27 protein-coding genes are annotated in these 26,938 nt (G+C 49.5%); 1 reads left to right on the plus strand and 26 read right to left on the minus strand.

Features of this window, described 5'->3' with window-relative positions; all coding sequences use genetic code 11:
* Positions 1 to 44 precede the first annotated feature (44 nt).
* From AC0YNV_RS10270 to lpdA, 6 genes are all read right to left on the minus strand, one after another.
* Complete coding sequence (locus AC0YNV_RS10270) at positions 45 to 1,175, minus strand: M20/M25/M40 family metallo-hydrolase (protein WP_475768001.1); 1,131 nt, start codon at positions 1,173 to 1,175, stop codon at positions 45 to 47.
* 134 nt (positions 1,176 to 1,309) lie between these two features.
* Complete coding sequence (lipB, locus tag AC0YNV_RS10275) at positions 1,310 to 2,047, minus strand: lipoyl(octanoyl) transferase LipB (RefSeq protein ID WP_475768003.1); 738 nt, start codon at positions 2,045 to 2,047, stop codon at positions 1,310 to 1,312.
* Positions 2,048 to 2,062: 15 nt separating this feature from the next.
* Positions 2,063 to 3,436, minus strand: a complete 1,374-nt coding sequence (locus AC0YNV_RS10280) for a dihydrolipoamide acetyltransferase family protein (RefSeq protein WP_475768005.1) — start codon at positions 3,434 to 3,436, stop codon at positions 2,063 to 2,065.
* 11 nt (positions 3,437 to 3,447) lie between these two features.
* Positions 3,448 to 4,431, minus strand: a complete 984-nt coding sequence (locus tag AC0YNV_RS10285) for an alpha-ketoacid dehydrogenase subunit beta (protein ID WP_475768007.1) — start codon at positions 4,429 to 4,431, stop codon at positions 3,448 to 3,450.
* 2 nt (positions 4,432 to 4,433) lie between these two features.
* Complete coding sequence (locus AC0YNV_RS10290; protein ID WP_475768009.1) at positions 4,434 to 5,468, minus strand: thiamine pyrophosphate-dependent dehydrogenase E1 component subunit alpha; 1,035 nt, start codon at positions 5,466 to 5,468, stop codon at positions 4,434 to 4,436.
* 123 nt (positions 5,469 to 5,591) lie between these two features.
* Positions 5,592 to 7,019, minus strand: a complete 1,428-nt coding sequence (lpdA, locus tag AC0YNV_RS10295) for a dihydrolipoyl dehydrogenase (protein ID WP_475768011.1) — start codon at positions 7,017 to 7,019, stop codon at positions 5,592 to 5,594.
* A 233-nt stretch (positions 7,020 to 7,252) separates the two neighbouring features.
* Here lpdA and AC0YNV_RS10300 point away from each other — a divergent pair, with 233 nt between their 5' ends.
* Positions 7,253 to 7,552, plus strand: coding sequence for a DUF2627 domain-containing protein (locus AC0YNV_RS10300; RefSeq protein WP_210041798.1), 300 nt, complete (start codon positions 7,253 to 7,255; stop codon positions 7,550 to 7,552).
* 193 nt (positions 7,553 to 7,745) lie between these two features.
* On the opposite strand, the gene clpP is transcribed toward AC0YNV_RS10300, so the two are convergent.
* The 20 genes from clpP to accB form a co-directional block, all read right to left on the minus strand.
* A complete protein-coding gene (gene clpP, locus AC0YNV_RS10305; protein WP_210041800.1) occupies positions 7,746 to 8,342 on the minus strand; it encodes an ATP-dependent Clp endopeptidase proteolytic subunit ClpP in 597 nt (198 codons plus the stop codon).
* A 25-nt stretch (positions 8,343 to 8,367) separates the two neighbouring features.
* Entirely contained in the window at positions 8,368 to 9,114 is a 747-nt protein-coding gene (locus AC0YNV_RS10310; RefSeq protein WP_475768014.1) for an RNA polymerase sigma factor, read from the minus strand.
* Between the two features lie 293 nt (positions 9,115 to 9,407).
* On the minus strand, positions 9,408 to 10,007 hold the full coding sequence (locus tag AC0YNV_RS10315; RefSeq protein WP_475768015.1) for a hypothetical protein: 600 nt from the start codon (positions 10,005 to 10,007) through the stop codon (positions 9,408 to 9,410).
* Positions 10,008 to 10,267: 260 nt separating this feature from the next.
* Entirely contained in the window at positions 10,268 to 11,080 is an 813-nt protein-coding gene (gene spo0A / locus AC0YNV_RS10320; protein ID WP_475768017.1) for a sporulation transcription factor Spo0A, read from the minus strand.
* Positions 11,081 to 11,333: 253 nt separating this feature from the next.
* Positions 11,334 to 12,659, minus strand: a complete 1,326-nt coding sequence (spoIVB, locus tag AC0YNV_RS10325) for a SpoIVB peptidase (protein WP_475768019.1) — start codon at positions 12,657 to 12,659, stop codon at positions 11,334 to 11,336.
* A gap of 122 nt (positions 12,660 to 12,781) precedes the next feature.
* Positions 12,782 to 14,482, minus strand: a complete 1,701-nt coding sequence (gene recN / locus AC0YNV_RS10330; protein WP_475768021.1) for a DNA repair protein RecN — start codon at positions 14,480 to 14,482, stop codon at positions 12,782 to 12,784.
* Positions 14,483 to 14,561: 79 nt separating this feature from the next.
* On the minus strand, positions 14,562 to 15,011 hold the full coding sequence (gene ahrC / locus AC0YNV_RS10335) for a transcriptional regulator AhrC/ArgR (RefSeq protein ID WP_210041825.1): 450 nt from the start codon (positions 15,009 to 15,011) through the stop codon (positions 14,562 to 14,564).
* A gap of 37 nt (positions 15,012 to 15,048) precedes the next feature.
* A complete protein-coding gene (locus AC0YNV_RS10340; protein WP_210041833.1) occupies positions 15,049 to 15,507 on the minus strand; it encodes a hypothetical protein in 459 nt (152 codons plus the stop codon).
* A 222-nt stretch (positions 15,508 to 15,729) separates the two neighbouring features.
* On the minus strand, positions 15,730 to 16,572 hold the full coding sequence (locus tag AC0YNV_RS10345; RefSeq protein ID WP_475768024.1) for a TlyA family RNA methyltransferase: 843 nt from the start codon (positions 16,570 to 16,572) through the stop codon (positions 15,730 to 15,732).
* A gap of 11 nt (positions 16,573 to 16,583) precedes the next feature.
* Entirely contained in the window at positions 16,584 to 18,485 is a 1,902-nt protein-coding gene (gene dxs, locus AC0YNV_RS10350; RefSeq protein ID WP_475768026.1) for a 1-deoxy-D-xylulose-5-phosphate synthase, read from the minus strand.
* A gap of 109 nt (positions 18,486 to 18,594) precedes the next feature.
* Positions 18,595 to 19,506, minus strand: a complete 912-nt coding sequence (locus AC0YNV_RS10355; protein ID WP_475768028.1) for a polyprenyl synthetase family protein — start codon at positions 19,504 to 19,506, stop codon at positions 18,595 to 18,597.
* A 2-nt stretch (positions 19,507 to 19,508) separates the two neighbouring features.
* Positions 19,509 to 19,760: an exodeoxyribonuclease VII small subunit gene (gene xseB / locus AC0YNV_RS10360; protein ID WP_475768030.1), complete on the minus strand. Its 252-nt coding sequence runs from the start codon at positions 19,758 to 19,760 to the stop codon at positions 19,509 to 19,511.
* A 3-nt stretch (positions 19,761 to 19,763) separates the two neighbouring features.
* The gene (gene xseA, locus AC0YNV_RS10365) at positions 19,764 to 21,116 is read right to left on the minus strand and encodes an exodeoxyribonuclease VII large subunit (RefSeq protein ID WP_475768032.1); all 1,353 of its coding nucleotides are present in this window, start codon (positions 21,114 to 21,116) and stop codon (positions 19,764 to 19,766) included.
* 21 nt (positions 21,117 to 21,137) lie between these two features.
* The gene (gene folD, locus AC0YNV_RS10370) at positions 21,138 to 21,989 is read right to left on the minus strand and encodes a bifunctional methylenetetrahydrofolate dehydrogenase/methenyltetrahydrofolate cyclohydrolase FolD (RefSeq protein WP_475768034.1); all 852 of its coding nucleotides are present in this window, start codon (positions 21,987 to 21,989) and stop codon (positions 21,138 to 21,140) included.
* 474 nt (positions 21,990 to 22,463) lie between these two features.
* A complete protein-coding gene (gene nusB, locus AC0YNV_RS10375; RefSeq protein WP_210041857.1) occupies positions 22,464 to 22,964 on the minus strand; it encodes a transcription antitermination factor NusB in 501 nt (166 codons plus the stop codon).
* 150 nt (positions 22,965 to 23,114) lie between these two features.
* A complete protein-coding gene (locus AC0YNV_RS10380; RefSeq protein ID WP_210041865.1) occupies positions 23,115 to 23,348 on the minus strand; it encodes a DUF2273 domain-containing protein in 234 nt (77 codons plus the stop codon).
* A gap of 11 nt (positions 23,349 to 23,359) precedes the next feature.
* On the minus strand, positions 23,360 to 23,923 hold the full coding sequence (gene amaP, locus AC0YNV_RS10385; RefSeq protein WP_475768036.1) for an alkaline shock response membrane anchor protein AmaP: 564 nt from the start codon (positions 23,921 to 23,923) through the stop codon (positions 23,360 to 23,362).
* 105 nt (positions 23,924 to 24,028) lie between these two features.
* Positions 24,029 to 24,436 carry an Asp23/Gls24 family envelope stress response protein gene (locus AC0YNV_RS10390; protein WP_475768038.1) on the minus strand — a complete coding sequence of 136 codons (408 nt, stop codon included), beginning with the start codon at positions 24,434 to 24,436 and terminating at the stop codon, positions 24,029 to 24,031.
* Between the two features lie 531 nt (positions 24,437 to 24,967).
* Positions 24,968 to 26,326: an acetyl-CoA carboxylase biotin carboxylase subunit gene (accC, locus tag AC0YNV_RS10395; RefSeq protein WP_475768040.1), complete on the minus strand. Its 1,359-nt coding sequence runs from the start codon at positions 26,324 to 26,326 to the stop codon at positions 24,968 to 24,970.
* An 80-nt stretch (positions 26,327 to 26,406) separates the two neighbouring features.
* Positions 26,407 to 26,898 (minus strand): acetyl-CoA carboxylase biotin carboxyl carrier protein, encoded by a 492-nt coding sequence (gene accB, locus AC0YNV_RS10400; protein WP_475768042.1) that lies wholly within the window; start codon positions 26,896 to 26,898, stop codon positions 26,407 to 26,409.
* Between the last annotated feature and the right edge of the window lie 40 nt (positions 26,899 to 26,938).

Below are 26,938 nucleotides of genomic sequence, written 5' to 3' on the forward strand. Positions count from 1 at the left end.
AAATTATTGTCCGGTCTTCTTGTCGGTTATTCAGATGACTGAAGTTATCCTTGTTTATTCGCCTGAGCAATAATCTCAACGACGAGAGAAGCTGTTTTAACCAGATCTTCCACTTTAATCTGTTCCTTGGTCGTATGAATATGCTCATAACCGATGGCCAGATTCACAGTCGGAACACCCAGTCCGTTGAAAATATTGGCATCGCTGCCTCCCCCGGAATGAAAGGTCCGCGGTTCTCCCCCAATCCCTCTGATCGCTTCCTTGGCCAGCTCAACCACCGGATCGCCATCATCATAAGCATAAGCGGGATAAATGATCTGACTTTGAAAATCCGCTCTCGCACCATAATCAGCCACCGTGCTCTCCACCGCTTCGCGCATGGCTGTAATCTGCTTATCCAGCTTCTCCTGCACGATACTGCGCGCTTCAGCGTCAAGCTTGGCGTAATCGCAAACGATATTCGTCGCCCCGCCGCCTTCGAATCTTCCAATATTAGCAGTCGTTTCGTGATCGATGCGTCCCAGCGACATACGGGCAATAGCCTTGCCAGCCACTTGAATGGCACTGATGCCGTCCTCCGGATTAACGCCGGCATGAGCGGACTTACCGAAGATTTTGATTGTAATCTTCGCCTGGGACGGAGCGGCTACGGCGATATCGCCTATTCTGCCGTTCGAATCCAGGGCATAGCCAAACTTGGCCTCCAGTTTGGAGCGATCCAGCGCCCTTGCGCCAACCAGGCCGGATTCCTCACCGGCCGTAATGATGAACTGCACAGGTCCATGAGGCAGATTGTTCTCCTGCAGCACACGGATCGCTTCCATCATCGCAGCGAGGCCGGCCTTGTCGTCACTGCCAAGAATTGTCGTGCCGTCGCTGCGGATATAACCGTCGGCATCAATCTGCGGCTTGATTCCAATGCCCGGCGTGACCGTATCCATATGCGAGGTGAAGAAGATCGTCTGAGCTCCGTCCGCGCCGCGGCCTTCCAGCCTGGCGATCAAATTCCCGGCGCCATGACCCGTCTTCTGCGCGGTGTCATCCTCCACTACAGAAAGGCCCAGCGCCTTGAATTTGGCGGTCAGCACATCACAGATTTGACGTTCATTGCCCGTCTCGCTATCGATGCGTACAAGCTCCATAAATTCGTCTACCAAACGCTTCTCTTTGATCATACACTTTCCACCGTCCTTCTCTATCGTTTACAATAGTAAAGTATGGACCTTATTCTACACGAAAGGAGCATGCCTTCATGCGTGTCAACCGGATCATGAAAGTGTTTATCTGGATGATTATTTCGGCAATGCTGTTATCTACCTTGATTGTTGGCATTGGCTGGATTTTCGAATAATCCGGATGCAGCCGGTTCCTTATAGCCAAACTGACGGCAAAAATGGGGAATAATGCCGGCAGCCGCCTGCTCGACAGTCAAATGAATACCTGTCAAATCGGCAAATGAGGTGACCGCAAAATCCTGAATCCCACACGGAATTATCCCTTGGAAGCCATCCTCTGCGATGCCCGCCTTCACATTCAAGGCGAAGCCATGACTCGTCACAAAACCGCGGCGGGTCCGGGCTTTATTGAATTTGACGCCGATCGCGGTAATCTTCTTGTCGTCCACCCACACACCCGTATAATCCGGCTTCCGGCCGCCTTTTATTCCGTATTCGCCCAGCCAGTCGATGAACACCTGCTCCAAACGCCGCAAATAGCCATGCAGATCAAGTCCCACCGCATCAAGATAGAGCAGCGGATAGCCCACAAGCTGTCCCGGACCGTGATAGGTAATATCTCCGCCGCGGTCGATCTTGAACAGGCCGATGCCCCGCTGCGCAAGCTCCTCTTCCGAGTACAGCAGATGCTCCGGGTGATTCTGAGAGCCAACCGTATAAGTCGGCGGATGCTGAAGAAGAAGAAGCGATTCGACTCGCTCCTCCTTATCGATTTCTTTCACATAGGTTTTCTGCAAATCCCATGCTTCTGCGTATCCGAGCATAGGCGTATACGTAATATCCAGCGGTTGCGCCGCTGCTGCATTCATCATAATCCGTACCTCGTCTCAGTACAATTTCGTGTCCATATTGAAGCCTTCCAGATTCTCCTTCACACGCTGCAGGAAACGGCCGCAAATAACGCCGTCCAAAATACGGTGATCCAGTGACAGGCATAAATTGGCCATGGAACGGACGGCAATCATGTCGTCGATCACGACAGGCCGCTTGACAATGGATTCAAATGTAATGATCGCTGCTTGGGGGTAATTAATAATCGGATACGAAGCGATCGAACCAAACGATCCCGTATTGTTTACCGTGAACGTGCCGCCTTCCATATCAGAGAGCGTAAGCTTGCCTTCACGTGTTTTGCGCGCCAGGTCGTCAATCTCGCGGGCGAGTCCGGCGATATTTTTCTGATCGGCATTTTTGATGACCGGCACCTTGACCGCATCCTCCGTGCCAACTGCAAGCCCGAGATTAATATCCCGCTTCACGACGATTTTGTCAACCGCCCATACGGAATTCATGATCGGCACATCTTTAATCGCATTCACAACGGCCTTGAGCATGAAAGCCAGATAGGTCAAATTGATGCCTTCGCGTTTGATGAATTCATCCTTGAGCTTGTTGCGGAGCACGACCAGATTCGTCACGTCCACTTCGATCATCGTCCAGGCATGGGGAATTTCCGATGCGCTTTGACGCATATTGCGCGCAATGGCATTGCGGACAGGCGTCACATCGATAAAATATTCCCGGCCTGACGTCGAACGGCCCTCGACTTCAATCGTCGGGATCGGCGGCGTATCCGTCAAATGCAGTCCTGTTGAGCGGACCGCCTGAAGCTGCGGCGACGCTGCAGAGTTTCCTGCCGGACTCGCCGTTGTCCTGTTATTGTTTCCTGCGGATTCGATAAAAGCAAGGATATCCTTGCGGGTTATCCGCCCGCCAAGACCCGTTCCCGGCACATGGGCAAGGTTAACGCCATTTTCGGCCGCCAGCTGCTGCACTGCGGGCGAGAAGCGGTGGCGCATGCTGATATCGCCCTCTTCCTGAACCGCCACAGATTGACCGCCGCCTGTGTTATAAGCGGCTCCCGCGCTTGAGAGAGCAGCATTGCCTTGGGCACTCCTGGAGCCATTACCCGCGCCAGAGGACGTGCCTGCAGGCGGTAGCGCCGCGCTGCCTTCCTCTTCCACTTCAACCAGACAGACCGGCGTGCCTACAGGCACATTCTCGCCGGCGCCTACCAATATTTTGACAATGGTGCCCTCTAGTGTGGAAGGCAGCTCGGCATTGACTTTGTCTGTAATAATTTCACATATCGGTTCGTACATTTCGATGGTGTCGCCAGGCTGTTTCAGCCATTTGTCGATCGTCGCCGATACAAGAGATTCCGCAAGCTGCGGCATGACGATCTCCGTCACGATTTTCATTTACACCACTCCTAATAAAGTGCCAGATGCCTCATCGCTTCTTTCACTTTTTCTTTATTCAACATGAAATGCTTTTCTCCCGGCGGGTTGATCGGCATTGCCGGTACATCCGGTCCGCATAACCTCATGATTGGAGCATCAAGCTCATACAGCATTTCCTCCGCGATAATGGCTGACACCTCTGCCCCTACACCGCCGAATTTATTGTCCTCATGCACAATAAGCACTTTGCCCGTGCGGCGGGCGGCTTCCAGCACCGCTTCCTTGTCCAGCGGCTGAAGCGTCCGAAGGTCAAGAATGTGGGCGGTAATGCCTTGCTCCGCCAGTTCTTCAGCCGCCTGCATGGCAAAGTGAAGCGGCATGCTGTAGCTGATGACGGTAATATCGTCACCTTCACGCAGAACATTGGCTTTACCGATAGGCACGGTGTAATCGTCAGCCGGAACATCGCCAACGACAAGCTTGTAGCATTTCTTGTTTTCAAAGAAAAGCACCGGATCGGGATCACGCACCGCGGCTTTCAGCAGCCCTTTGGCGTCATAGGCCGAGTAAGGCGTTACAATCTTAAGGCCAGGTGTGCCGAAAAAAACGGATTCCGGACATTGCGAGTGGTACAACCCGCCGAATATCCCGCCTCCGATTGGAGCGCGGATGACAACCGGACAGGACCAGTCGTTATTGGAGCGGTAGCGGATTTTGGCCGCCTCGCTAATAATTTGATTCGTTGCGGGAAACATAAAATCAGAGTACTGCATCTCGGCGATCGGCTTCATGCCGACCATCGCAGCGCCAATGGCGACCCCGGCAATTGCCGATTCGGCAAGCGGCGTATCCATCACCCGGGCTTCGCCGAACTGTTCCAGCAGCCCTTTCGTGGTGGTGAACACCCCGCCCTTATATCCGACATCCTCGCCCAGTACGAAAACATTCTCGTCACGTTCCATTTCTTCCTTCATAGCGAGGCGGATCGCATCAATATATTCCATCATCGGCATGGTTAGCGTCCTCCCCCTTCGCCTTGACCTTCATCGTACACATGGAGCAAAATATCCTCGGGAGCCTGGAACGGCGCCTTGTCTCCATAAGATGTTGCATCATCCAGAAGCGCCTTGAGCTTCTTGTGAAGCTCCTCATCCTGCCGGTCGCTCCATAAGCCGCATTCCATCAGATATTGTTTGTATTTGGGTATTCCGTCCTTCGCCCGATTCTCGTCAACCTCTTCCTTCGTCCGGTAGGCCAGATCATTATCCGAGGTGGAGTGGGGAGACAAGCGGTACATCATCGCTTCAATCAGTGTTGGCCCTTCACCGGCAACTGCGCGGGCGCGGGCTTCCTTCACGACGCGGTATACCTCCAGCGGATCGTTGCCGTCCACCTGGTAGCCCGGGAAACCATAACCGATCGCCCTGTCGGCAATCCGTCCGCTTACCTGCTTATGCAGCGGAACCGAAATTGCGTATTGATTATTTTCGCAAAAAAGAATGACGGGCAGCTTATGAACGCCTGCGAAATTACAGCCTTCGTGAAAATCGCCCTGGTTGCTGGAGCCTTCGCCGAAGGTGACGAAGCTCACCAGCTTCTGCTTCCTCATCTTCGCCGACAAAGCAATGCCGACCGCATGAGGAACCTGGGTTGTAACAGGGCTGGAGCCGGTAACGATACGCAGCCGCTTGGAGCCAAAATGGCCCGGCATCTGCCTGCCCGCGCTGTTGGGGTCTTCCGCTTTGGCGAATACCGAAAGCATCAGCTCGCGAAGCGTCATCCCGACAGCGAGCACAAGCGCGTAATCACGGTAGTACGGGAGGAAGTAATCGACATCGCGGTCAAGCGCAAAAGCCGCGCCCACCTGTGCCGCTTCCTGTCCGATACCGGATACGTGAAAATTAATTTTGCCTGCGCGCTGAAGCAAAAGTCCTCTTTCGTCGTACAAACGTGCTGTCATCATCGTGACGTACATGTCGATGGCCTGCTCGTCCGTCAAACCGAGCTTGGCATGTCTGGATTGTTGCAGAGTGGATTCGGGTTGCGTCATGAGGGATGCCCTCCTTTTAGCTGCTATTATAACCTGGTACTAAGACTTGACTATACCTATTATAACCGACTTTCATTTAAAAGGAAATCTATTCAGAAATCGGTATATCTGCCGAGCTTGATCTTATATGACGGTTGCATTGCCATCGACGGCCAACATTGCTTCGCCAAGCGCCTCAGAAAGCGTCGGGTGCGGGTGGATAACCTGTCCGACCTCCCAAGGAGCTGCGTCCATCAGCAGTGCCAGAGACGCCTCGGAGAGCAGATCTGTAGCATGCGGACCGATAAGATGGACACCTATAATATCATTCGTTTTTTTATCTGCGATCACTTTTGCAAAGCCTCCCGGCTCGCCCAGGATAAGAGCCTTTCCAATGGCCTGAAAAGGGATTTTGCCAATCTTGATGTCATGGCCCTGCCTGCGCGCCTCTTCCTCCGTCAAGCCGATTGAAGCGATCTCCGGATGGCTGTAAATAGCGCGGGGTATTTGGACATGGGCGGTACCGGACGGTTTGTTTCCAAGCAAATGTTCAACGGCAATCATCGCTTCATGCGCTGCAGCATGCGCCAGCTGCAGTCCCCCGTTCACATCGCCGATAGCATAAATATGAGGCTCGGTTGTCTGGAAGTTACCGTTAACCCGTATAACATCCTTATTCAACTGAATATCTGTGTTCTCCAGCCCGATTCCCTCGATATTGGCCTGCCGTCCCACGGAAACCAGCAGCTTCTCAGCCGCCAGAATGACTTTACCCTCGCCCGTATCTGCCTCCAGCGAAGCTTGTCCGTCTTTATAGGTATACGTATCGAGCTTCAATTGAATGCCCGTCAATATACGGACACCTCGTTTCCCAAGCTGTTTGGTAAGCTCAGCCGAAACTTCCGCATCTTCTCCGGGCAGAAGACGGGCCGCTGTTTCCACTAGCGTTACCTCCACGCCGAAATCGATCAGCATTGAAGCCCATTCCACACCGATAACCCCTCCGCCGATGATGAGAATCGATGCTGGCAGCTGCTCCATGACCAGCGCTTCGTCGCTTGTCATCACCTGCGCCGGATCTGCCGGCAATCCTGGCAAGGTGCGCGGTCTGGAACCAGTGGCAATCATCAAATGAACCGGTACAACCGTTTCCATCTCGCCATCCGCAAGCTCTACCGCAACGCTGCCGCTGCGCGGAGAAAAAATCGATGGGCCAATGACCCGTCCGGCTCCCGAAATAATCGTGATATTGTGCTTGCGCATCAAATATTGAAGACCTTTGTACAGCTGTTCTACGGTCTGTTCTTTGCGCTGCTGGACACCTGGAAAATCAACGGTGACGGCACCCTCCGCTACTTTAATTCCGTATGTATCCGCCTTTAGCAGCGTGGAGTAAATCTCGGCGCTGCGCAAAAGCGCTTTGCTCGGGATGCAGCCTTTATGCAGGCATGTGCCGCCAAGCTTTTCCTTCTCTATGATGACAACCTTCTTGCCTGCCTGGGCCGCTCCGATGGCAGCTGTATATCCCGCAATGCCTCCGCCAATGATGGCTATATCGCATGGAATGCTCATTTTCGTTCCCCTTTCACTGGTAGGCCGGGTGGCCAATAAGAAAAACTGATGCTTGCGGGCCGTTTTTTCTCTCCCCTGTTCTATTGTACCTGTTTTTCATGTCCGGGAAAACAGCACCTCTTTTGCAAATGGACAGTAAGGGCGTAAAAAGGTATGATTAACAGGTGAATGTGGAGACTTCTCCGCCAGTATCGGTGTACGGCTTCTGCTTATATTCAGGAGGAATTGGTATTATGAAACAGATTGTGGTCCGCTTTATTGCTATCTTATTGTTAGTTATCCCCGGACTTGGGGCGACCTACGGTTTTCTGCTGATGAAGGATGCCGTATTCCATTATTTTTCATCCTTTGGCGATGACCAGATAAATCCGAACTTCGAATGGCTGCTCTTTATCGGCGGGCTGCTGCTGTTTCTGGCAGGAGCCGGATTTATCGGAGGCTGGACCTTCTTCCGCGACAAAAAACGGAATTATCTCCAGTCGCGTTTCCGCGAGAAGCGCCCGCGTCCCCCGCGTCCAGGAGAGAATACGTGACTTAAGGAAAATCCGCTGCAGTATGAAGAAACGATTTCGCTGTCCTGTGGCAGCGCAGCCAATTCTTCATTTAAATCTAAACGTTAGTTATAGGCGTGATACTTTTTACAAGCTATAAGGTCAAAAAAGGAGCTTACCGGCCATAAATCAGCCGGATCAGCTCCTTTTGTCTTGATCTATTTGATTTTCACCTTTAGGCTGCTCCGCCGGACATGTCGGTTATGATCCCATCGATCAGTCCATAGGCTTTTGCTTCCTCGGCAGACATGAAATTATCGCGGTCGCAGTCCAGTTCAATCCGCTCAATCGTCTGGCCTGTGTGATGAGCGAGCACCTTGTTGATTTTCTCACGTGTCTTCATGATCCAGCTGGCGTGGATTTGAATATCCGTCGCCTGGCCGCGTGCGCCGCCAAGAGGCTGATGAATCATGACTTCACTGTGGGGAAGAGCATAACGTTTACCTTTGGCTCCCCCAGTCAGCAGAACGGCCCCCCAGCTGCCGGCAAACCCGGTACAGACCGTAGACACATCCGGCTTGATCAGCTGCATCGTATCGTAGATGGAAAAACCGGCAGTTACCGATCCTCCGGGACTGTTCACATACAAGGTGATATCCTTCTCCGGATCGTCCGCAGCAAGGAATAGCAGTTGAGCGACAATGGAGCCCGCCATGCTGTCCTCCACCTCGCCGCTGACCATGATGATCCGGTCCTTCAGCAGCCTCGAATATATATCATAGCTGCGTTCTCCGCTCTTGTTCTGCTCAATAACATAAGGTGTTAAATTCATGGAATGATCCCCTTTCAATTGCGGTTTATGCCGCTGCAAACAAATTCCACCGGGAACTTGCCGTATTTGATGTGCCTGCTGACGCCGAAGGTGCAGATACGGACAGACGCTTTGCATGGCTGACGGCCTGAATAGTGTCCATCTGTCCATTATTCACCAGAGCCAGCAGCACGATTGCTTGCGGATTCGCTTCGCGGACAGCCGTCATATATGCGAGCAGTATTTCATTGAAATTCGAATCGCCAGAATTAACTGATTCCTTGTCAGACGCATCGAATGTGAGTCGCTCTATCGTGGTGCGGGCACGATGAAGAGCCGCCTTGACGGCGCCTTCCGATGTATTCAGAAAGCCTGCGACTTCTGCCCCTGTATATCTGAAAACTTCCCTCAGCAGAAACACATTTCGCTGCAAAGGCGAAAGATGAAGCACCAGCAGACGCAGGGCATCTTCGATTTCGTAATCGTTCTCCATATCATCGAAAATATTCTGCATATGTTGATCCGTTACAAGCTCAGTCGAATGCTTGCGGCGTGCGTGATCAATGGAGAGGTTCTTGGCAATTCGCAGCACATAGGCTGTCGGATTCGGGTGAAGCCGGGTTCCATTCACGACAGGGAGCGCCCTTACACAGGTTTCCTGCATCAGATCCTCGGCATCCCAGGAGCTGTTGGTAATTGAAAGACAGTATCGCTTCAGAGTGGACAGCAGCCGCTCCATATCCGGCAGTACCCCGATTCTTTTTTCCGCGGATGCGCTCGGGAAATTTCTCACGACGCGGCACCTCCTTATATTTGTCGCTTCAATTGGTAAACGAATGATTGGCTTCAAAGGATACGCAGGGTAAAAAATTAAGCCTTACTTATTTGTATAGTTTATAACAAAATCACATTGAGTTCTCCTGTTGATTCTATTTTGCTTTGTTGATGGAGATTATTGCGGAAAAAAAATCCTCTCATCCATTGGTATTTTTATTAACCCAATGAACAAGAGGATTGATTTTAATTAAACTTCTATTAACTCATACTGGGAAAATGATCTTCAAATGATTCCAAACACGATCCATCCTAACGGCTCATTTCAGAAATACCGATTAATTCTTTAAATTCCTCAACCAATTCATGGGGGCTAATCAGCGTTTGAAAATATTCAACCCTCATTATATTTTCAAGTTTATTAATGGTGTCTTCACTTTTATGAAACAGGTTAAATGAATCCAGATTTGCTTTTTCAAAATTCTTTCGAACCATCTCCAGGTAGTTATCCTCAACTATTTCATCAAGCCATTCACGTATTTCGCTTCCTTCCTCGTCCAAATAGAGGAACGCAATAATGTCTTTATCCGGATACAGCTTCTCCGCCAATTCAATGACCATACTATTTTTGGCTTCATAATCCAATTCAAAATCAGCTGCCATTTCACCTGATTCGAATAACTTATATCCCCAACAATGATCTTCATCGTGATAAAAGTATAATACAGGCAGCTCCATTGATATTTGTTTGACACTATCCGGCAACTCATTGCCCAGGATGGCATCACCATTCAAGAAAATCAGCCATTCAGCGTTAAGTTCAGCAGCCCTTATGACTGAATTTTGTTCAGCAAGACTGTCCAAGGACTTTTTCGTATTTAAAGTTAGAAATCCGGAAGTAAACTCGCTCATTATCTCAAAAGCCCCTTTTATTCAGAATCGCATCTTACTTAAGATCGTCTAAATAGTACCATAATTCAAGAAAAAAGATCATACAAAAAACCGCCTTTTTTTAATGGATTTACATGCAATCCAATAAATGGCGGTTTTATGAATGGAATATTAGCCTGAAATCGTCTGATGGGGTTTTTGAAAACCGCAGCATCTCTATAAAGCAGCACATGTATTCGCCGCTTTATTTTTCACTATATGCCCCCTTATTCCTTACGCTCTCATGACACCTTGTGCTCGATCCTCAGCTTGTCCGCCACCATCGCAATGAATTCCGAGTTGGTTGGTTTGGATTTGCTGATGTTAATGGTATAGCCAAACAGGTGACTGATACTGTCGATATTGCCGCGTGTCCAGGCCACTTCAATCGCATGACGGATTGCACGCTCGACGCGGGAAGGGGTGGTTTTGAATTTTTCGGCAATAGCCGGATAAAGTGTTTTGGTGATAGCACCTAAAATTTCAATGTTATTGTATACCATTGTAATCGCTTCCCGTAAATACTGGTACCCTTTAATATGCGCAGGAACACCAATCTCATGGATAATGCTTGTAATATTCGCATCCAGGTTTTTGCCCTTCGCAATAGGCACTACATTTGATTTCATAACGGATGAGGAGTAGGAGGATGAAGATGATGAAATGACAGTCGAATTCCCAACAAGCTGGCGGATACGGTTGGCCAGAATTTCCATATCAAACGGTTTCAATATGTAGTAGGAAGCACCCAGTTGTACCGCTTTTTGAGTAATATTCTCCTGACCGAAAGCAGTTAACATAATTATTTTGGGCATAGGTGATAAATTCATCTCACGCAAGCGCTCCAGCACACCCAATCCATCCAAATGAGGCATAATAATGTCTAAAATAAGTACATCCGGCGTATCGTGTGTTTCTTCAAGCAGGCGAAGCACTTCCTCACCATTGTAAGCAACTCCGGTCACAACCATATCGTTTTGTTCCGAAATGTACTCCGATAACAAATTTGTGAATTCCCGGTTGTCATCCGCCAACAATACTTCGATTTTTTGCAAGGTATAGTCCTCCTTAGACTCGATCTGCCATCAATCTGATTTTTAACCCTGATTGTCCTTTTCTCTTCCTGTCTACTAAACATTTTCGACACCCAAAATCAAATTCCTTCTGTCGAATAATCTTTTTCTTTATTTATTATTAGAATTGTTTTATAATTAAAAATTTACTACAACAACCCTTATATTTCGAAATTATTCGACAAAAATGGTTGTGAATATCGAGGTAAAGAAAACAAAAAACCTTAAGGGGCAATTAAGCCGCCTTAAGATTTTCTTTATCCTGCTTCAGTAAAATTCCTGCATCCTGCAGCATCCACTCGATAAAGCAGCCATAACCGGAGCTTGGATCATTCACGAAAACATGAGTAACAGCTCCAACTAGTTTGCCATCCTGGATAATTGGACTTCCGGACATCCCTTGCACGATTCCCCCGGTTTGTTGCAGAAGACGGGGATCTGTGATTTTGATGACCATTCCTTTGGTTGCCGGTGAAGATTGATGGGTCACATGAACAATCTGAACATCGAATCGTTCCACTTTTTGACCATTCACAACAGTCAATAGCTGGGCAGGGCCTTCCTTCACTTCTTCAGCAAAGGCAACTGGAATTGATTGATCTTTATAGCTATGAGCCGGAAGCTCATTCATTTTTCCAAAAATGCCAAATGGCGTGTTTCGTTCAATATTGCCCAGAACTTTGCTTTCTTTGATGAAATGAGCTCTTTTCTCTCCTGGTTCGCCACTTTGGCTTTTATTGATGGAGGTCACATTGGATTGTAAAATCTGTCCTTCGCCGACTTCAATTGCGGTTTGGGTATCCATATCGGTTATAACATGTCCCAATGCACCGTACACGCCTTGATCCGGAGCAAAGAATGTTAGTGTTCCCACACCAGCCGCCGAGTCCCGTATATACAATCCAAGCCTCCACGCTTTATCTTCAGAATCAAACACAGGAGAAAGCTTGGTTTCAAAAAACTCACTGCCTCGTTTCACCGTCAATTTAATCGGCTCCTTGGCTGCTCCCGCTTCTTCAGCAATTCGGGCCACCTTATGGACTTCATTGATATATTGGCCATTAATTTTAACGATCAGATCACCCAGCTGCAGCTTTGCAAGCTCCCCCGGGGAGATTTTCTTGCCGTTCGCATGAATGACTTGATGATGGCCAACCACCATTATACCGGCTGATTTCACCTTAACTCCAATCGTTTGGCCGCCTGGAATAACGCGTAAATCCGGAACAACATTGACTTTGACAGTCTTGAATGGAATCCTGCCGAACAATTTCAACTTCATGGTTGTTTCGCCACTAAAATTGGATTGAAGCGATAATGGCTTGTTCAGATCAACCGAGATTGAATGGTTGGTCGATCCGTTGACCTGCAAAATGTGTGGATCAACCGTAACTTGTGCATGTACCGGCATTACATAATCCAACTGTTTTAATTGACCAGAGAACAATCGTAATTCATTTGGAAATGCTGCGAAATGTTGAAACGGTGCAGAAATACCAAGCAGACAGACCATTAATACAAGACCAAGACCAAGCCATCGCTTTCGCTGATTGCCATTCAATGACTTCACACTCCCTGCTGCTAAATCGCTTGACGAGAATGGTGTTCGCCATTTGCGTACACTTAAGGTATCCTTGGCTTTGATCTTTTATGTCGTCAAAATCATTCCCTGATTGGCTTCCATCACGCTCCCTTTTGCCTAAATGCCAAGTCAAGCATTTCTTGAGCATGATGTCTTGTTTTTTCCGTTATTTCAACGCCGCCCAGCATCCGGGCCAGCTCTTCAATGCGTAAATTGGGCTCAAGCTCCTTAACCCTTGTTGAAGTCCGTTCCGCTACAATGGTCTTAAGAATTTCATAATGATGATCGGCCATACAGGCCACCTGAGGCAAATGGGTAATGGAGAAAACCTGACACATTTCGGATAAACGGGACAGCTTATCAGCAATCGCTTGAGCGGCGCGTCCGCTTACCCCGGTGTCCACCTCATCGAATATAAGAACGGGAACTTGATCAATGGAAGCAAAAATGGATTTGAGAGCGAGCATAATTCGTGACATTTCACCGCCTGAAGCAATTTTGCTAAGGGGTTTAAGCGGCTCACCAGGATTCGGCGCGATAAGAAATGCGGCTTCATCAATACCGTTTGGAAGCAGTCGGTGATGATTGCCTACAACATGCTGCTGAAGCTCTACACGAAAAGTTGTTCTTTCCATTTGAAGCTGTCTGAGCTCATTCTCGATGGCAACAGCAAGACGGTCAGCCGCATTGCGTCTCAATGTGGAAAGTACTTTGCCCAGACGGTAAGCTTCTTCAAATAATTTAACCTGTTCATCGCGAAGCCGCGCTACATGTTCATCACGGTTCTCGATTTTATCAGCTTCTGATTTGATTTTCTTCAAATAAGCCAGAATATCGGGGATATGTTCGCCATATTTGCGTTTAAGGCTGTTCATGGTATTCAACCGTTCATCTATAATCGCCAGACGCTCCGGATCAGAATCAACGCCATCCCGGTAATCCCTTAATTGAAAAGCGGAATCCTCAAGCTGATAAAATGCTGATTGCAGCTGCTCCAGGAGCGGCGCAAGCACAGATTCATCGTATCCCCGGATATCTTCAACCTTGCTTATCGCCCGATTGATTGCATCCAGTCCCTTGTTTCCATAAACAAGCTCATATGCCTCGGATGCGGCATCTCTTCTTTTAACGGCATGCATTAGCTTCTGCATTTCTTCGGCAAGTGATTCATCCTCGCCCACTTTTAAATCAGCAGCGGTTATTTCTTCAATCTGAAAGCGGTAAAGATCCAGCATCTGCATGTTCTGCCTGGAGGAGTCCTCCAGCTCGCGGAGCTGTGTGCGGACCTTCTCATACTGCTTGTATACAGTACGGTACTTGTCCAGCTTGTCCATCACTTTGACGCCGGCATACAAATCCAGCCAATCCAGATGCTTCTCTGTTCGCAGCAGCGATTGATGCTCATGCTGACCATGGATATTTACCAGACATTCACCCGCTTCGCGCAGCATCGACATCGTCACAATATGCCCATTGATCCGGCTGACGCTTTTGCCCTGGGAGAATAGCTCTCTGCGAATGACGAGATCCTCATCAGGTGAAGCTTGAACTCCGAACGACTCTAATGTTTTCCATACCGGATGATTGCTTGGCAAATCGAACATGGCTTCTATTTCCGCTTTGCTGCAGCCATAGCGCACCATATCCGAAGATCCTCTCCCTCCGGCAACAAGACTAAGCGCATCGATTAAAATGGATTTGCCTGCCCCTGTTTCACCGGTTAAAACATGGAATCCATCATGAAAATGAGCAGTTACCGATTCAATAACAGCCAAATTGCGTATTGATAGCTCGCGAAGCATGAATGTCCCCTCCTTAAGTTCATCCCGAGCGGCATATACCGCAAGAATTTCCTGGAAATATCTAAAGCATCTAATTCATTTAATTCATTAAGCCAAGCAATCTGTCAATGACTTCTCCGCTTTGCGTTTTGGTCCGGCAAATCATCAGGATCGTATCATCGCCGCAGATAGTCCCCATAACCTCAGGCCATTCCATATTATCAATCATGGCTCCGATGGCATTCGCTGTACCGGGAAGGCATTTCATGACAACCAGATTGTCGGTATGATCTATATGCAGAAAATGATCCGAAAGTGTCCGTTTCAGTTTATGGATGGGATTCATCCGCTGCTCCTGTGGCAGTGAGTACTTATAACGCCCGCCATCAGCGGACACCTTAATTAATTGCAGTTCTTTAATATCCCGTGATACGGTAGCTTGTGTCACCTGCAGCCCGGCAGCCCTGAGCGAATCAACAAGCTCGTCCTGAGTTTCAATGACTTGGCTGTTTATTATTTCACGAATTTTCATATGTCTGACACTTTTCATGGGATCCCCCTTTGCTTTGTCTGCTTATATATAACGGTCATCCAAATCGGAACGTAATTGTGCGGATGGTCCTTTCCTTCTGGTCGATGAACAAGACGCCGTCGCTTTCCGGCAGGAGCAGCGAGTACACCAGCAGCCTGTCCCGGACTCCACTGCCCGTCCAATCCATAGGCATGCGGTCACGGGAGGTCTTGACAATATAATATTTGCCATCTTTCTCGGCAATTAAATCAATGAACAGCCGGCTCTGAAGCTGCTGACCGTCCAAATCGATATGAATGGGCAGCCTGTACTTCCCATGGGTCACCTCGTAGCCTGCCTGCTCCAGAAATCGAACATTCTCGTCACTGTCATCCACATCTTCAGCTTCACTGAGAAGAAGCTTGGTATTCATGCCCGGCGGTTCATGCAGCCACCGGTAGAAAACACGGTAAAGCCAAAAGATAATGATACAACCAGCGATCAGCATCACTAGCCAGTCTCCGTACTTTCCCAAGAAACCCCCTCCATTCACTCCCAATTAATGCTTCATACATCATTTCGCGCTGGAGGGGGTATTTCCTCTTTGCTCAAATACCGAACGCTTGTTTGGTTTTTTTCTAGTTTAACAAAAAAATCGGATTCTGCAAAGGGGTATCATTCGGAAAAATAAAAAAAGAGCCTTCCTGCACTGCAGGAACAGCTCCGAATCATAATATTAATGGCTAAGTTGAAACTGTTACGCTTTTTTTGGACTGCCTTGGGCAAAAGTTTGCGCGGCTTCCTGGACAAGCGCTGCAACAGCCCCTTCAGACAGAGGTATTTCTGTCGTACCCGGCTTCCATATCCAATAGCCTAAAAATTCGATGTTGCCTTCCCCTCCCGTAATAGGCGAGAAAGTGACATCCTGCAGGGAAAACCCCAGCTCGGCTGCAAAGCCTAATACTTTATTCAACACTTCCTCATGAACCTTGGAATCACGTACAACGCCCGATTTGCCCACCTTCTCCCGGCCTGCTTCGAATTGAGGCTTAATAAGCGCAACAACGCCGGCACCCTCCTTGAGCAGGGTTCCCAGTGCAGGTAAAATGTGCTTGAGAGATATGAAAGAAACATCAATGGTCGCAAAATCAGGCTGTGGACCCTTTAGATCCGCAGGCTGTGTATAGCGGAAATTCGTCCGCTCCATCACATCAACTCTGCTGTCCTGACGCAGGGACCAATCCAGTTGATTGTATCCAACATCCACAGCATAGACGTAGGATGCGCCATTCTGCAGGGCACAATCCGTAAATCCCCCTGTAGAAGCGCCAATATCGAGCATAATGGCCCCTTCCAGAGATAATCCGAACTTGTTTATCGCCTTCGCAAGCTTTAATCCGCCGCGGCTGACGTAGGGATGCGGCGCGCCTTTGACGGTGATTGCGGATGTTCGCAATATCTTCATTCCGCTTTTCTCAATCCGTTCGCCTTCAACAAGTACAAGTCCCGCCATTAATGCCGCTTTCGCTTTTTCCCGGCTTTCGTAATATCCTTGTTCTACCAGGAGAATATCAATTCTTTCCTTTGCTGTATTCATCATTGTCTCCGTTCTTATGCTGGTCCTTGTGCGCGTTTTCGCATAAGAGGGAGCATTGCTTTGAGTTCGGTTGCAACCCGTTCCCCAGTCAGGCCAGCTTCCTTCCTCTGCTCCGGAATGGAGCCATGCTCGATGTACTCATCAGGTACCCCGATAATACGGACCAATCCGTTATAGGATTTGTTATGAAGTGAATAAAATTCCAGCACGGCGCTGCCTAAGCCGCCTTGTGTTGAACCTTCCTCCAGAACAATCATATGCAGCCCTTCCTTGGCCAGTTGAAGCAGCATGGACTCATCAAGCGGTTTGATGAAGCGGGCATTCACGATACGCACATTGAGACCTTCCCTTTTCAATTGCTCAGCCGATTCCTCAGCCACCTGCAGCATAGGGCCAATCGCCAGGATAACGGCTGAATCACCTTCACGCACCGTCTCCCATTTACCGATCTGCAGGGAAGTAATGTTCTTATCTATCGGGACCCCAAGCGCATTGACACGCGGATACCGGATTGCAATAGGTCCATCATTATATTCAACCGCTGTTTTCATCATACGGTGAAGCTCATTCTCGTCTTTGGGCATCATTAGCACCATATTGGGAATGTGACGCAGGAAGGCGATATCATACACTCCCTGATGCGTCTCCCCATCCGGACCAACAAAGCCCGCCCGGTCGATGGCGAATATGACATTGGCGTTTTGTCTGCAAATATCATGGACCACCTGATCATAAGCACGCTGCAGGAATGTGGAATAAACCGCAAATACAGGCTTCATTCCTTCCATTGCCAGCGCCGCGCACATGGTGGCGGCATGCTGCTCCGCGATGCCGACATCGATCATCCGGTTGGGGAAAATTTCGGCAAATTTGGTGAGGCCCGAGCCACCCGGCATAGCCGGCGTAACCGCAATAATACGTTTGTCATTCCTGGCGAGCTCAATCAATGCATCGCTGAAAACCTCTGTATACATTGGCGGGCCCACCGCTTTTAAAACCTGGCCCGATTCGATTTTGTAGGGGTTGATGCCATGCCATTTATAAGAATCCGCTTCAGCGGGTGAGTAGCCTTTTCCTTTGACGGTAATGACATGGACCAAGACAGGGCCTGTAGCATTGTTCGCTTGTTCCATGACATCCAGCAGCTGGTTGATATCGTGTCCGTCGACAGGACCGAAATACGTGAGTCCGAACTGCTCAAATAAAATACCGCTTACGAGTAAATATTTGACACTATCCTTCAATCTTTCCGCTGTCTTGGCCAATTTCCCGCCAATCGCCGGAATTTTATTGAGCAGTTGATTCAACTCTTCCTTGGCCTTTTGATAATGGCGGTCCGTACGAATTTTCCCCAGATAATGATGCAGGGCACCGACATTCGGCGCGATCGACATTTCATTGTCATTCAGAATGACCAGCATGTTCTTCTTCTCATGCCCGATATGGTTGAGTGCTTCCAGTGCCATACCGCCGGTTAGTGCGCCATCACCGATGACAGCCACCACCTTGTTATTCTCGCCCTTCAAATCACGGGCAAGCGCCATACCCATGGCTGCGGACAGCGAAGTGCTGCTGTGTCCGGCTTCCCATACATCGTGATCGCTCTCCGCGCGTTTGATGAATCCGCACAATCCTTTGTACTGGCGAAGCGAATCAAACTGATCCATGCGTCCCGTCAGCATTTTATGAACATAAGACTGATGCCCCACATCAAAGATAAATTTATCTTTCGGGCTGTCATACAAATAATGCAAAGCAAGCGTCAGCTCCACTACGCCTAGATTCGACGCAAGATGCCCGCCAGTCGCGGAAAGCTTTGCAATTAAAAACTCGCGGATTTCTCCGGCAAGCTGCTCCAGTTGTGCAACCGACAGACTTTTGAGATCCTTCGGCTCATTAATATGTTCGAGCAACACGTTATTTCCTCGCTTTCCTAAGCTGGCAGCCTCCATTGTCCGAGAACTTTCGACGTTTCTAGCGTAAATTATACCATAGATTGTCGCTATGCCCAAGACTGCCGGCAAATCAGTGGTCCCGATTCATTAAATAATCCGCGATCGACAGCAGCTTCTCGGGCATCACCAGATTGGCCTGCTTCAGCGCTGCTTTGGATTCCATCGTTAATCTCCCTACGAGCTCCAGACTCTGCTCCATTCCGATTATGTAGGGATACGTTACTTTCCGCTGCTGCACATCGCTTTGCACCGGCTTGCCAAGCTTGGATTCATCGCCAATTAAATCAAGAATATCGTCCTGTACCTGAAAAGCTAGCCCCAGCTTGCGGGCAAACTGTTCGAGGGCTGCGAGCTGATCCCTGTTAGCGCCTCCAATGCGGGCTCCTGCCGTAACCGCGAATACAATCAAATCGCTTGTTTTATGCAAATGAATGTATTCAAGCTCCGTTATCGAGGTCACACCTTGTTCTCCCAGAATGTCTGCCGCCTGGCCGCCAACCATGCCGGAAACTCCGGAGAGCCTCGCCAAATCGGATACGATTGCCATGGCAACATCTGTTGGAACACCCAGCGCCGCAGCCTGTGATACCGCATAAAAGGCATGAGTCAACAGGCCGTCTCCGGCCAAAATAGCCATCGCTTCTCCAAAAACCTTGTGGCTCGTTGGTTTTCCGCGGCGTAAATCATCATTATCCATTGCAGGCAAATCATCATGGATGAGCGAATAGGTATGAATCATTTCAATCGCACAGGCTACAGGCATCGCCAGCTTATAGGAGTCTGATTCGTTCTTTACCGCTTCCGCGGCTGCAAGAACAAGTATGGGACGCAAGCGTTTGCCCCCTGCCTCCAGTGAATACATCATAGCCTCACGCAATATGGCCGGAATGTGCCACTCCTGCGGAATGGATGTTTTTAGCGCCTGTTCGATTCCATATGCTGTTCGCGATAGATAGTCTGCTGTAGCAACCGAAGCGTTCAAGTTTATTCTCCTCTGTCTTCGTTTGCCGGGGCAAACGGTTTTTTGGTAAAGCCGCTTTCGGATTCGATCAGCACTTCAATCTTTTTTTCCACCTGCTCGAGCTTGGCTCCGCAGAGTTGGGACATTTTCATGCCTTCCTGAAAAAGATCAATAGCCTTCTCAAGTGGAACATCACCGTTCTCCAGTTGGCTGACGATGACTTCCAAACGCTCGATCGCTTCCTCGAAGGTTATTTCCTGCTCCTTCTTGCTCATCGGTTAAGCCTCTCCCTTCATGCCCCACACCTGACATTGCAATTGGCCATCAGACAGCTTCACCTTCACCATATCTCCCAGCTGAACATTGGTGATAGATTTGATCAAGGTTTTCTCCTGCTCGTCATATACCAGACTGTACCCTCGAGACATGACCTTAAGCGGACTTAAGGCATCCAATTGCCTGATTGCAGCCGTCAGATGCATTCTATGTGTTTTTATCGTAGAAATCATCGTGGATTCCAGCCTCTGTGAGGTTCCCCGCAGCCTTGCCCTCGCGTAAGCAGCCTTTTCTCCGGGATGTGCGCTGGCCAATGCGGAGCCAAGCCTCATGAGCTTCTCTCTTCTTCGCTGAGTCTGCCTCAAGGTACGATGCTCCAGCTTATCTTTCAGACGGTCCAGACGTTCTGCCTGCTGCAGCAAATATTTTCGCGGATTAACAAACAGAGGCGATCTCCGGATACGCGATAGCCGCTCTTTTCGGCTTGTCATCGTGCTGCGAAGCGCATGATCCAGCCGACCGCGAAGCTGGTTAAGCTGCCCCTGCAGCTCCATGACATTGGCAACGGCAAGCTCCGCGGCAGCTGTCGGTGTCGCCGCCCGCAGATCAGCAACAAAATCAGAAATCGTAAAGTCAGTCTCATGGCCGACGGCCGAAATAATCGGAATATCCGAAACGGCCATCGCCCGGGCAACCGCCTCCTCATTGAAAGCCCAGAGTTCTTCCAGCGATCCGCCGCCCCGCCCTACAATTAATACGTCGACTTCAGCCATTTGGTTCATTATTTCAATCGCTCTGACTATCGCGGGTGCCGAACCCTTGCCCTGTACGAGTACGGGAAAAAGCAGCACCGGCACGGAAGGGTGGCGGCGCTGCAGCGTAATCATAATATCGCGCACTGCTGCGCCGGTTGGTGAGGTTATTACACCAATCGCTCTTGGATGACGCGGAATTGCGCGTTTGCGGGACGTTTCGAACAATCCTTCTCCCTCAAGCTTGCGCTTTAACTGCTCAAACGCCAAATACAAGCTGCCGATACCGTCCGGCTGCATTTGCGTCACATAAAACTGGTAGTTCCCGTCCCGCTCAAACACCGAGACATTCCCCCGCGCCAGAACCTTTGCCCCTTCCTTAGGCATAAAGGGCAGCTTCTGATTATGCGAGGCGAACATAATACATTTTAACCGACTATCCTTATCTTTAAGCGTAAAATACATATGGCCGCTTGAATGATGGGTGAAATTTGAAATTTCACCCCGCAGCCATACATCGCCAAGGAGCACATCGGACTCCAGCTTCATCCGGATATACTTATTAATATCCTTGATCGAAAAAATGCGCGAACCGTCTGCCATATGCGGTTTCGTCACTCCCGACTATTTATTTGCCTGTTCTGCGGCTTTAAGCGTGTTTTGCATCAGCATGGTTATCGTCATCGGGCCTACTCCGCCCGGCACTGGCGTTACATAACCCGCCACATCAAGAACATCGTCAAAATCAACATCTCCTGCCAGCTTGCCATCAGGCAGCCGGTTAATGCCGACGTCGATGACAACTGCTCCCGGTTTGACGAAAGCACGGCCAATTGCTTTGGCTCGGCCAATCGCCACAACCAGTATATCTGCCGTCCTGCCGATTGCTTCCATGTCTACGGTCCGGGAATGGCAAATCGTCACTGTCGCATGCTCCCGCAGCAGCAGCATCGCCACCGGCTTGCCTACAATATTGCTGCGTCCAATGACAACGGCATGTTTGCCGGCAATATCCATCCCGCTGGACTTGATAAGCTCAATAACGCCGGAAGGCGTACACGGAAGGAGGCTGTCGTCGCCGATCACCAGATTGCCGACGCTGACCGGATGAAAGCCGTCCACATCCTTTTCCACACTGATCGCATCAATGACCGCTTTCTCGTCGATATGCTTGGGCAGCGGGAGCTGAACCAGAATACCGTGAATGGTCGATTGCTTGTTAAGCTTATCGATCAGTTGCAGCAGCTCCTTCTGGCTTGTCTCAGCCGGCAGGCGATGAACCTCGGAATAAAACCCTAGCTGGATGCAGGCTTTCTCCTTGCTTCCTACATATACGCGGGATGCCGGATCGTCCCCTACGAGTACGACGGCCAGTCCTGGAGTAATCCCTCTGGCAATTAGACTTGACGCCTTTTCGGCGATTTGCTCGCGAATGGCGTCTGATATTGGTTTGCCTTGTATGAGTTGTGCAGTCATTTGGTTGTTTTCTCCTTTCGTTATAGAAGGGCATCCAGATTAGGGCATCCCCCTAAGTCCCCCTTGGAAAGGGGGATTCCAAGGGCTCCGCCCTCTGGACACCCGAATGGTTGTCGATTGCGCCACCATGACGCTCCCCATTCATTTTGGCGCTTGTCCCCGTTTACGTCCCTGCGGGACACACTTTACTAGCTGTGCACCTAGTGTGCTTGAACTTCGTTATGAATAACATTTGAGTGTAAGAGACGCTATTTGGGTCTTGTCACGCTTGTCCCCGTTTACGTCCCTTGCGGGACACACTTTACTTGCTGTGCGCCTGCTGTGCTTGAACTTCGTTATCAATAACGTTTGAGTGTAAGAGACGCTATTTGGGTCTTGTTACGCTTGTCCCGTTTACGTCCCTTGTAGCACACACGGTTTACGTCCCTTGCGGGACACACTTTACATGTGGCGCACATGGGGTGCTTGGTTTGGCTATTTTTCCTGGACTTCATTTTCAATTAGGGATTCGTTTGGTTTGCCTTTAAGCTGATTGGGCTTGAGCTCGTCCAGTGCCTGGAGTAGCCGGCCCAGAACGCCGTTGACGAATTTCCCGGATTCTTCGGTCCCGAAATGCTTGGCAAGCTCAATTGCTTCATTAATCGCCGCTTTTGGCGGAACATCGTCCCGGAAGATCATCTCGAAGCAGGCCAGTCGAAGAACTTGACGGTCGACACGCGATAACCGGTCCACCTGCCAGCCCGTCAGATAGTGCTGGAGCATATCGTCAATAGCCGCTTTGCTCCCACTTACCCCATTGACCAAATCCCTGACATGCTCGTCTATTCGCGAGACGTCCGATACATCCGCCTCTATTTCATTCTCTTCCTTCACTTCATTCATCAGCATATCGACCGCTTCTTCCGCCGATACTTCGTTCATTTCCATCTGGTACAAACTTTGTACCGCTATCTCCCTTGCAAGCCTTCGTTTCATAGGGCCTCCCGAAAATCAATATAAACTGTTTTTCCTATCCTGTACTTCTTTGGCTGATCCTTCGCTTTTCTCATGTCCGGAAAAAATATGATCTCCTCCCTGCTCCGAACAGCCAAATGCCGTGTCCGGAGTACGGAGGAGATCACAGTACTATTTGAATGGACGCCATCGCTGCATGAGCCACTCGGTCAGACGGCTCCATGGAATGATGGGTCCGCTCTGCTCGTCTTTCATTTTGCCTACGGTATAGCCTATCCATAGCAGCAAGCCAAAAAACAGCATATCCCAAAACCCCACAATAAAATACAGGAGACCCAGCACGATGGCCACGGTCAGACCCGCAATGCGGCCTCCGTAGCTTATCCAAATTTCCCTCCATAACATCGGCAGCCCCCCTATTCCACGCGACTTTTATAGTTGGCCGTCTGGATGATGTTCGCCACATAGACCGAAACCGTCGCAACCGGTATCCCTGTAATCTCTTCCACATGAGACTTGACGGTACGCTGGATATCCTCTGTCAACGTGGGAATCGGACTTTCGCCATCGGCAATTGCACGCAGCGTAATCTCGATGCCAGCTTCACTAATCCGAATACGCGCCCGAAGATCCTTTACTCCCCGCTGCCGTCCTGCAGCCTTCAACGCAAGATTCTCAACGGTCTCGAGCGAGATACGAATATCGCCATACTCTGTTCGTTGATCGATAGACGGCATCGATGCATTGCTGCGGCGCAAGGATACATAGAAGAATCTCAGACTAATCAGGAAAATGACCACAGAGACGATGATAACGGTCACTTGCAGCCATTCCATTTCGCCATTATACAAGGTGCTTATGAAATCTCTGAACCCTTTTTCAGGTACCCAATTGAAACCGGTACAGAAAGCAAAAACCGACAGTGCACCAATTGCCAGACTATACAGGAACAGCAGAAGCTTGTCCAACACTCTAATCAACGAGAAACTCCTCCTCGGGGCGCACTAGATAAAACCCCCAAGCGCCGAGCGACAAGCCCATACACAAGGGGGTACGCTATCATTTCATTATCAGCTTGAACCGCATTACTTTACGCGAAATGGTGTCTCTTCTTCTTCAACCCGCTCTGTGGTCTTGAAGTGTACATCATGAATATGGACATTGACTTCAACGACATTCAAGCCCGTCATGGTCTCGATGGAACGCTTCACATTACGTTGAATTTCGGAAGCGATTTCCGGAATTCTGTTGCCATATTCAACAATAATGGAAACATCCACAGCAGCTTCGCGCTGCCCGACATCCACTTTAACCCCTTTAGACAAGTTCTTGCGGCCCAACAGTTCTGCGATTCCACCGGCAAATCCGCCGCTCATTCCTGCGACACCTTCAATCTCAACTGTTGCAAGTCCCGCGATTACTTCAATAACCTCGGGTGCGATCTGAATAGTGCCCATGTCGGTTTTTTCATAGTCCGCTGCCAGCGTGCTCATGGTTTTCATACACCTCCCGCAATATGTTGTAGCATCAGCCTCTCGCCGATAGCTCATCCGCTTCTTACTTTCTATACTATAGCATTCGAAGGGAAATATGACAAACACACAGTAACCGATAGACGCTTATTTTTGCGGCTCGGTTAGCTGTCACACAGTAACCGATAGACGCTTATTTTTGCGGCTCGGTTAGCTGTCTCACAGTAACCGATAGACGCTTATTTTTGCGGCTCGGTTAGCTGTCTCACAGTAACCGATAGACGCTTATTTTTGCGGCTCGGTTAGCTGTCTCACAGTAAACTGATAGACGCTTGTTTTTGCGGCTCGGTTAGCTGTCTCACAGTAACCGGTAGACGCTTGTTTGTGCGGCAGCTCGGTTATAGTCACACAGCAACCGATAGACGCATATTTTTCTCGGCCTGGTTATCTGTCCAGAGCAACCGGTAATGTTTGATTGACCAAGACGATATCGGACATCTCGTATATCCATCAACTGACCCGTTTTCAATACAGCCCCGTTGTATAAACGAGTTAAATCTCAATATCGTTTACATCATATTCTTCAAGAAACTTGATATCGAAATCGCCTTTAATAAACTTGGGATGATTGAGCAGCTTCATATGAAAAGGGATCGTTGTACGGATGCCGTCAATTGCAAACTCGGCCAGCGCCCGCTTCATTCTGGCGATCGCATCCTCACGGGTCTCTCCCCATACAATCAGCTTGGCAATCATGGAATCATAGTGCGGGGATATTGTGTACCCCGGATAAGCGGCGCTGTCAACGCGAACGCCAAGACCGCCGGGCGGTAAATAAAACTGGATCTGACCCGGCGAAGGCATGAAATTACGCTCCGGATCTTCCGCGTTGATGCGGCATTCCATCGACCATCCGTTAATCTTCAGGTTATCCTGAGAGATCGATAGCGGATTACCCTCGGCTACGGAGATCATCTCTTTGATCAGATCGACGCCGGTAATCATTTCTGTAACGGGATGTTCGACTTGAATACGCGTGTTCATCTCCATAAAATAAAAATTGTCGTCCGGACCTAAAAGGAATTCAAGCGTTCCCGCCCCTGAATAGTTTACGGCGAGCGCAGCCCGAACAGCGGCTTTGCCCATTCGCTGACGGAGCGGTTCACTCAGCACAGGACAAGGAGCTTCTTCAACCAGCTTCTGGCGGCGGCGCTGAACAGAACAGTCGCGTTCAAATAAGTGGACGGCATTGCCATGCTTATCAGCCATGATTTGAATTTCAACATGCTTCATGCCCGTCAGATATTTCTCCAGATAAACGCCGGCATTGCCAAACGCCTTCTGGGCTTCCTGCTGGGCAGCGGTGATTTGTGAAATCAGCGCTTCCTCATCTTCAGCAATACGGATGCCTTTACCGCCTCCGCCTGCTGTTGCCTTGATAATGAGTGGATAACCGATCTCACGGGCGATTCTCAGCGCCTCTTCCGCATCCTCGACAAGTCCGTCCGAGCCTGGAATAACAGGAACATCGGCATCTTTCATTGTCTGCTTGGCAACCGCTTTATCGCCCATCTTGCTGATGGCCTCAGGGGAAGGACCGATAAACACCACATTGCAGGATTCACAAATCTCGGCAAAATCCGCGTTTTCCGCCAAAAATCCATAGCCGGGGTGGATCGCGTCACATTCAGTGAGCGTCGCCAGGCTCATGATATTCGTTAAATTCAAATAGCTGTCTTTTGAAGCTACGGGGCCGATGCAGTAGGCTTCATCAGCCAGCCGGACATGTAGGGACTCCCGGTCTGCTTCGGAGTATACGGCCACGGTCTGGATACCGAGTTCACGGCACGCACGAATGATCCGGACAGCAATTTCACCCCGGTTAGCAATCAATATTTTATTGAATTTCACGCTCATAAGCTCCTCTCGTTCACAAATGTTCTAGGTGGGAGTAATCCCTCTTCAGGCAGATCCATGAACACCTGACAGATTCACTCCGGCTTGACCAGGAACAAAGGCTGTCCGAACTCAACGAGCTGTCCGTTCTCAACAAGAACTTCGACGATTTCACCTTTTACTTCCGCTTCCAGTTCATTCATCAGCTTCATGGCTTCAAGAATACATACAACCGATTTCTCGTTCACACGGTCGCCAACATTGACAAAAGGTCCGTTCTCAGGCGAAGCAGCACGATAAAAGGTGCCGACCATCGGAGAAACAATTGTGTAGAGGTTGTCCGCGGCTTGCGCGGAAGGCTGAACAGAATCCACCTGGGTGGATGCCATAGCCACAGATTGGCTCGTCGGGGCTTGTACGGCCTGCGTATATGTAGGAACGAGCGACGCGGCTTGGACGTTCACGACTTCCGTCTTACCCGGTTTGCGGATAAGCAGACGTGCGCCTTCGTTTTCAATTTCTAATTCATGTACGGAAGTTTGATCAACCAGCTTGATCAGTTCCTTAATCTCGCTCAGCTTGAACAATAGTTTCACTCCTAAAAGTTTTCTGCTTACTTCTCGAATA

The sequence above is a fragment of the Paenibacillus sp. JT31N11 genome (assembly GCF_056269285.1).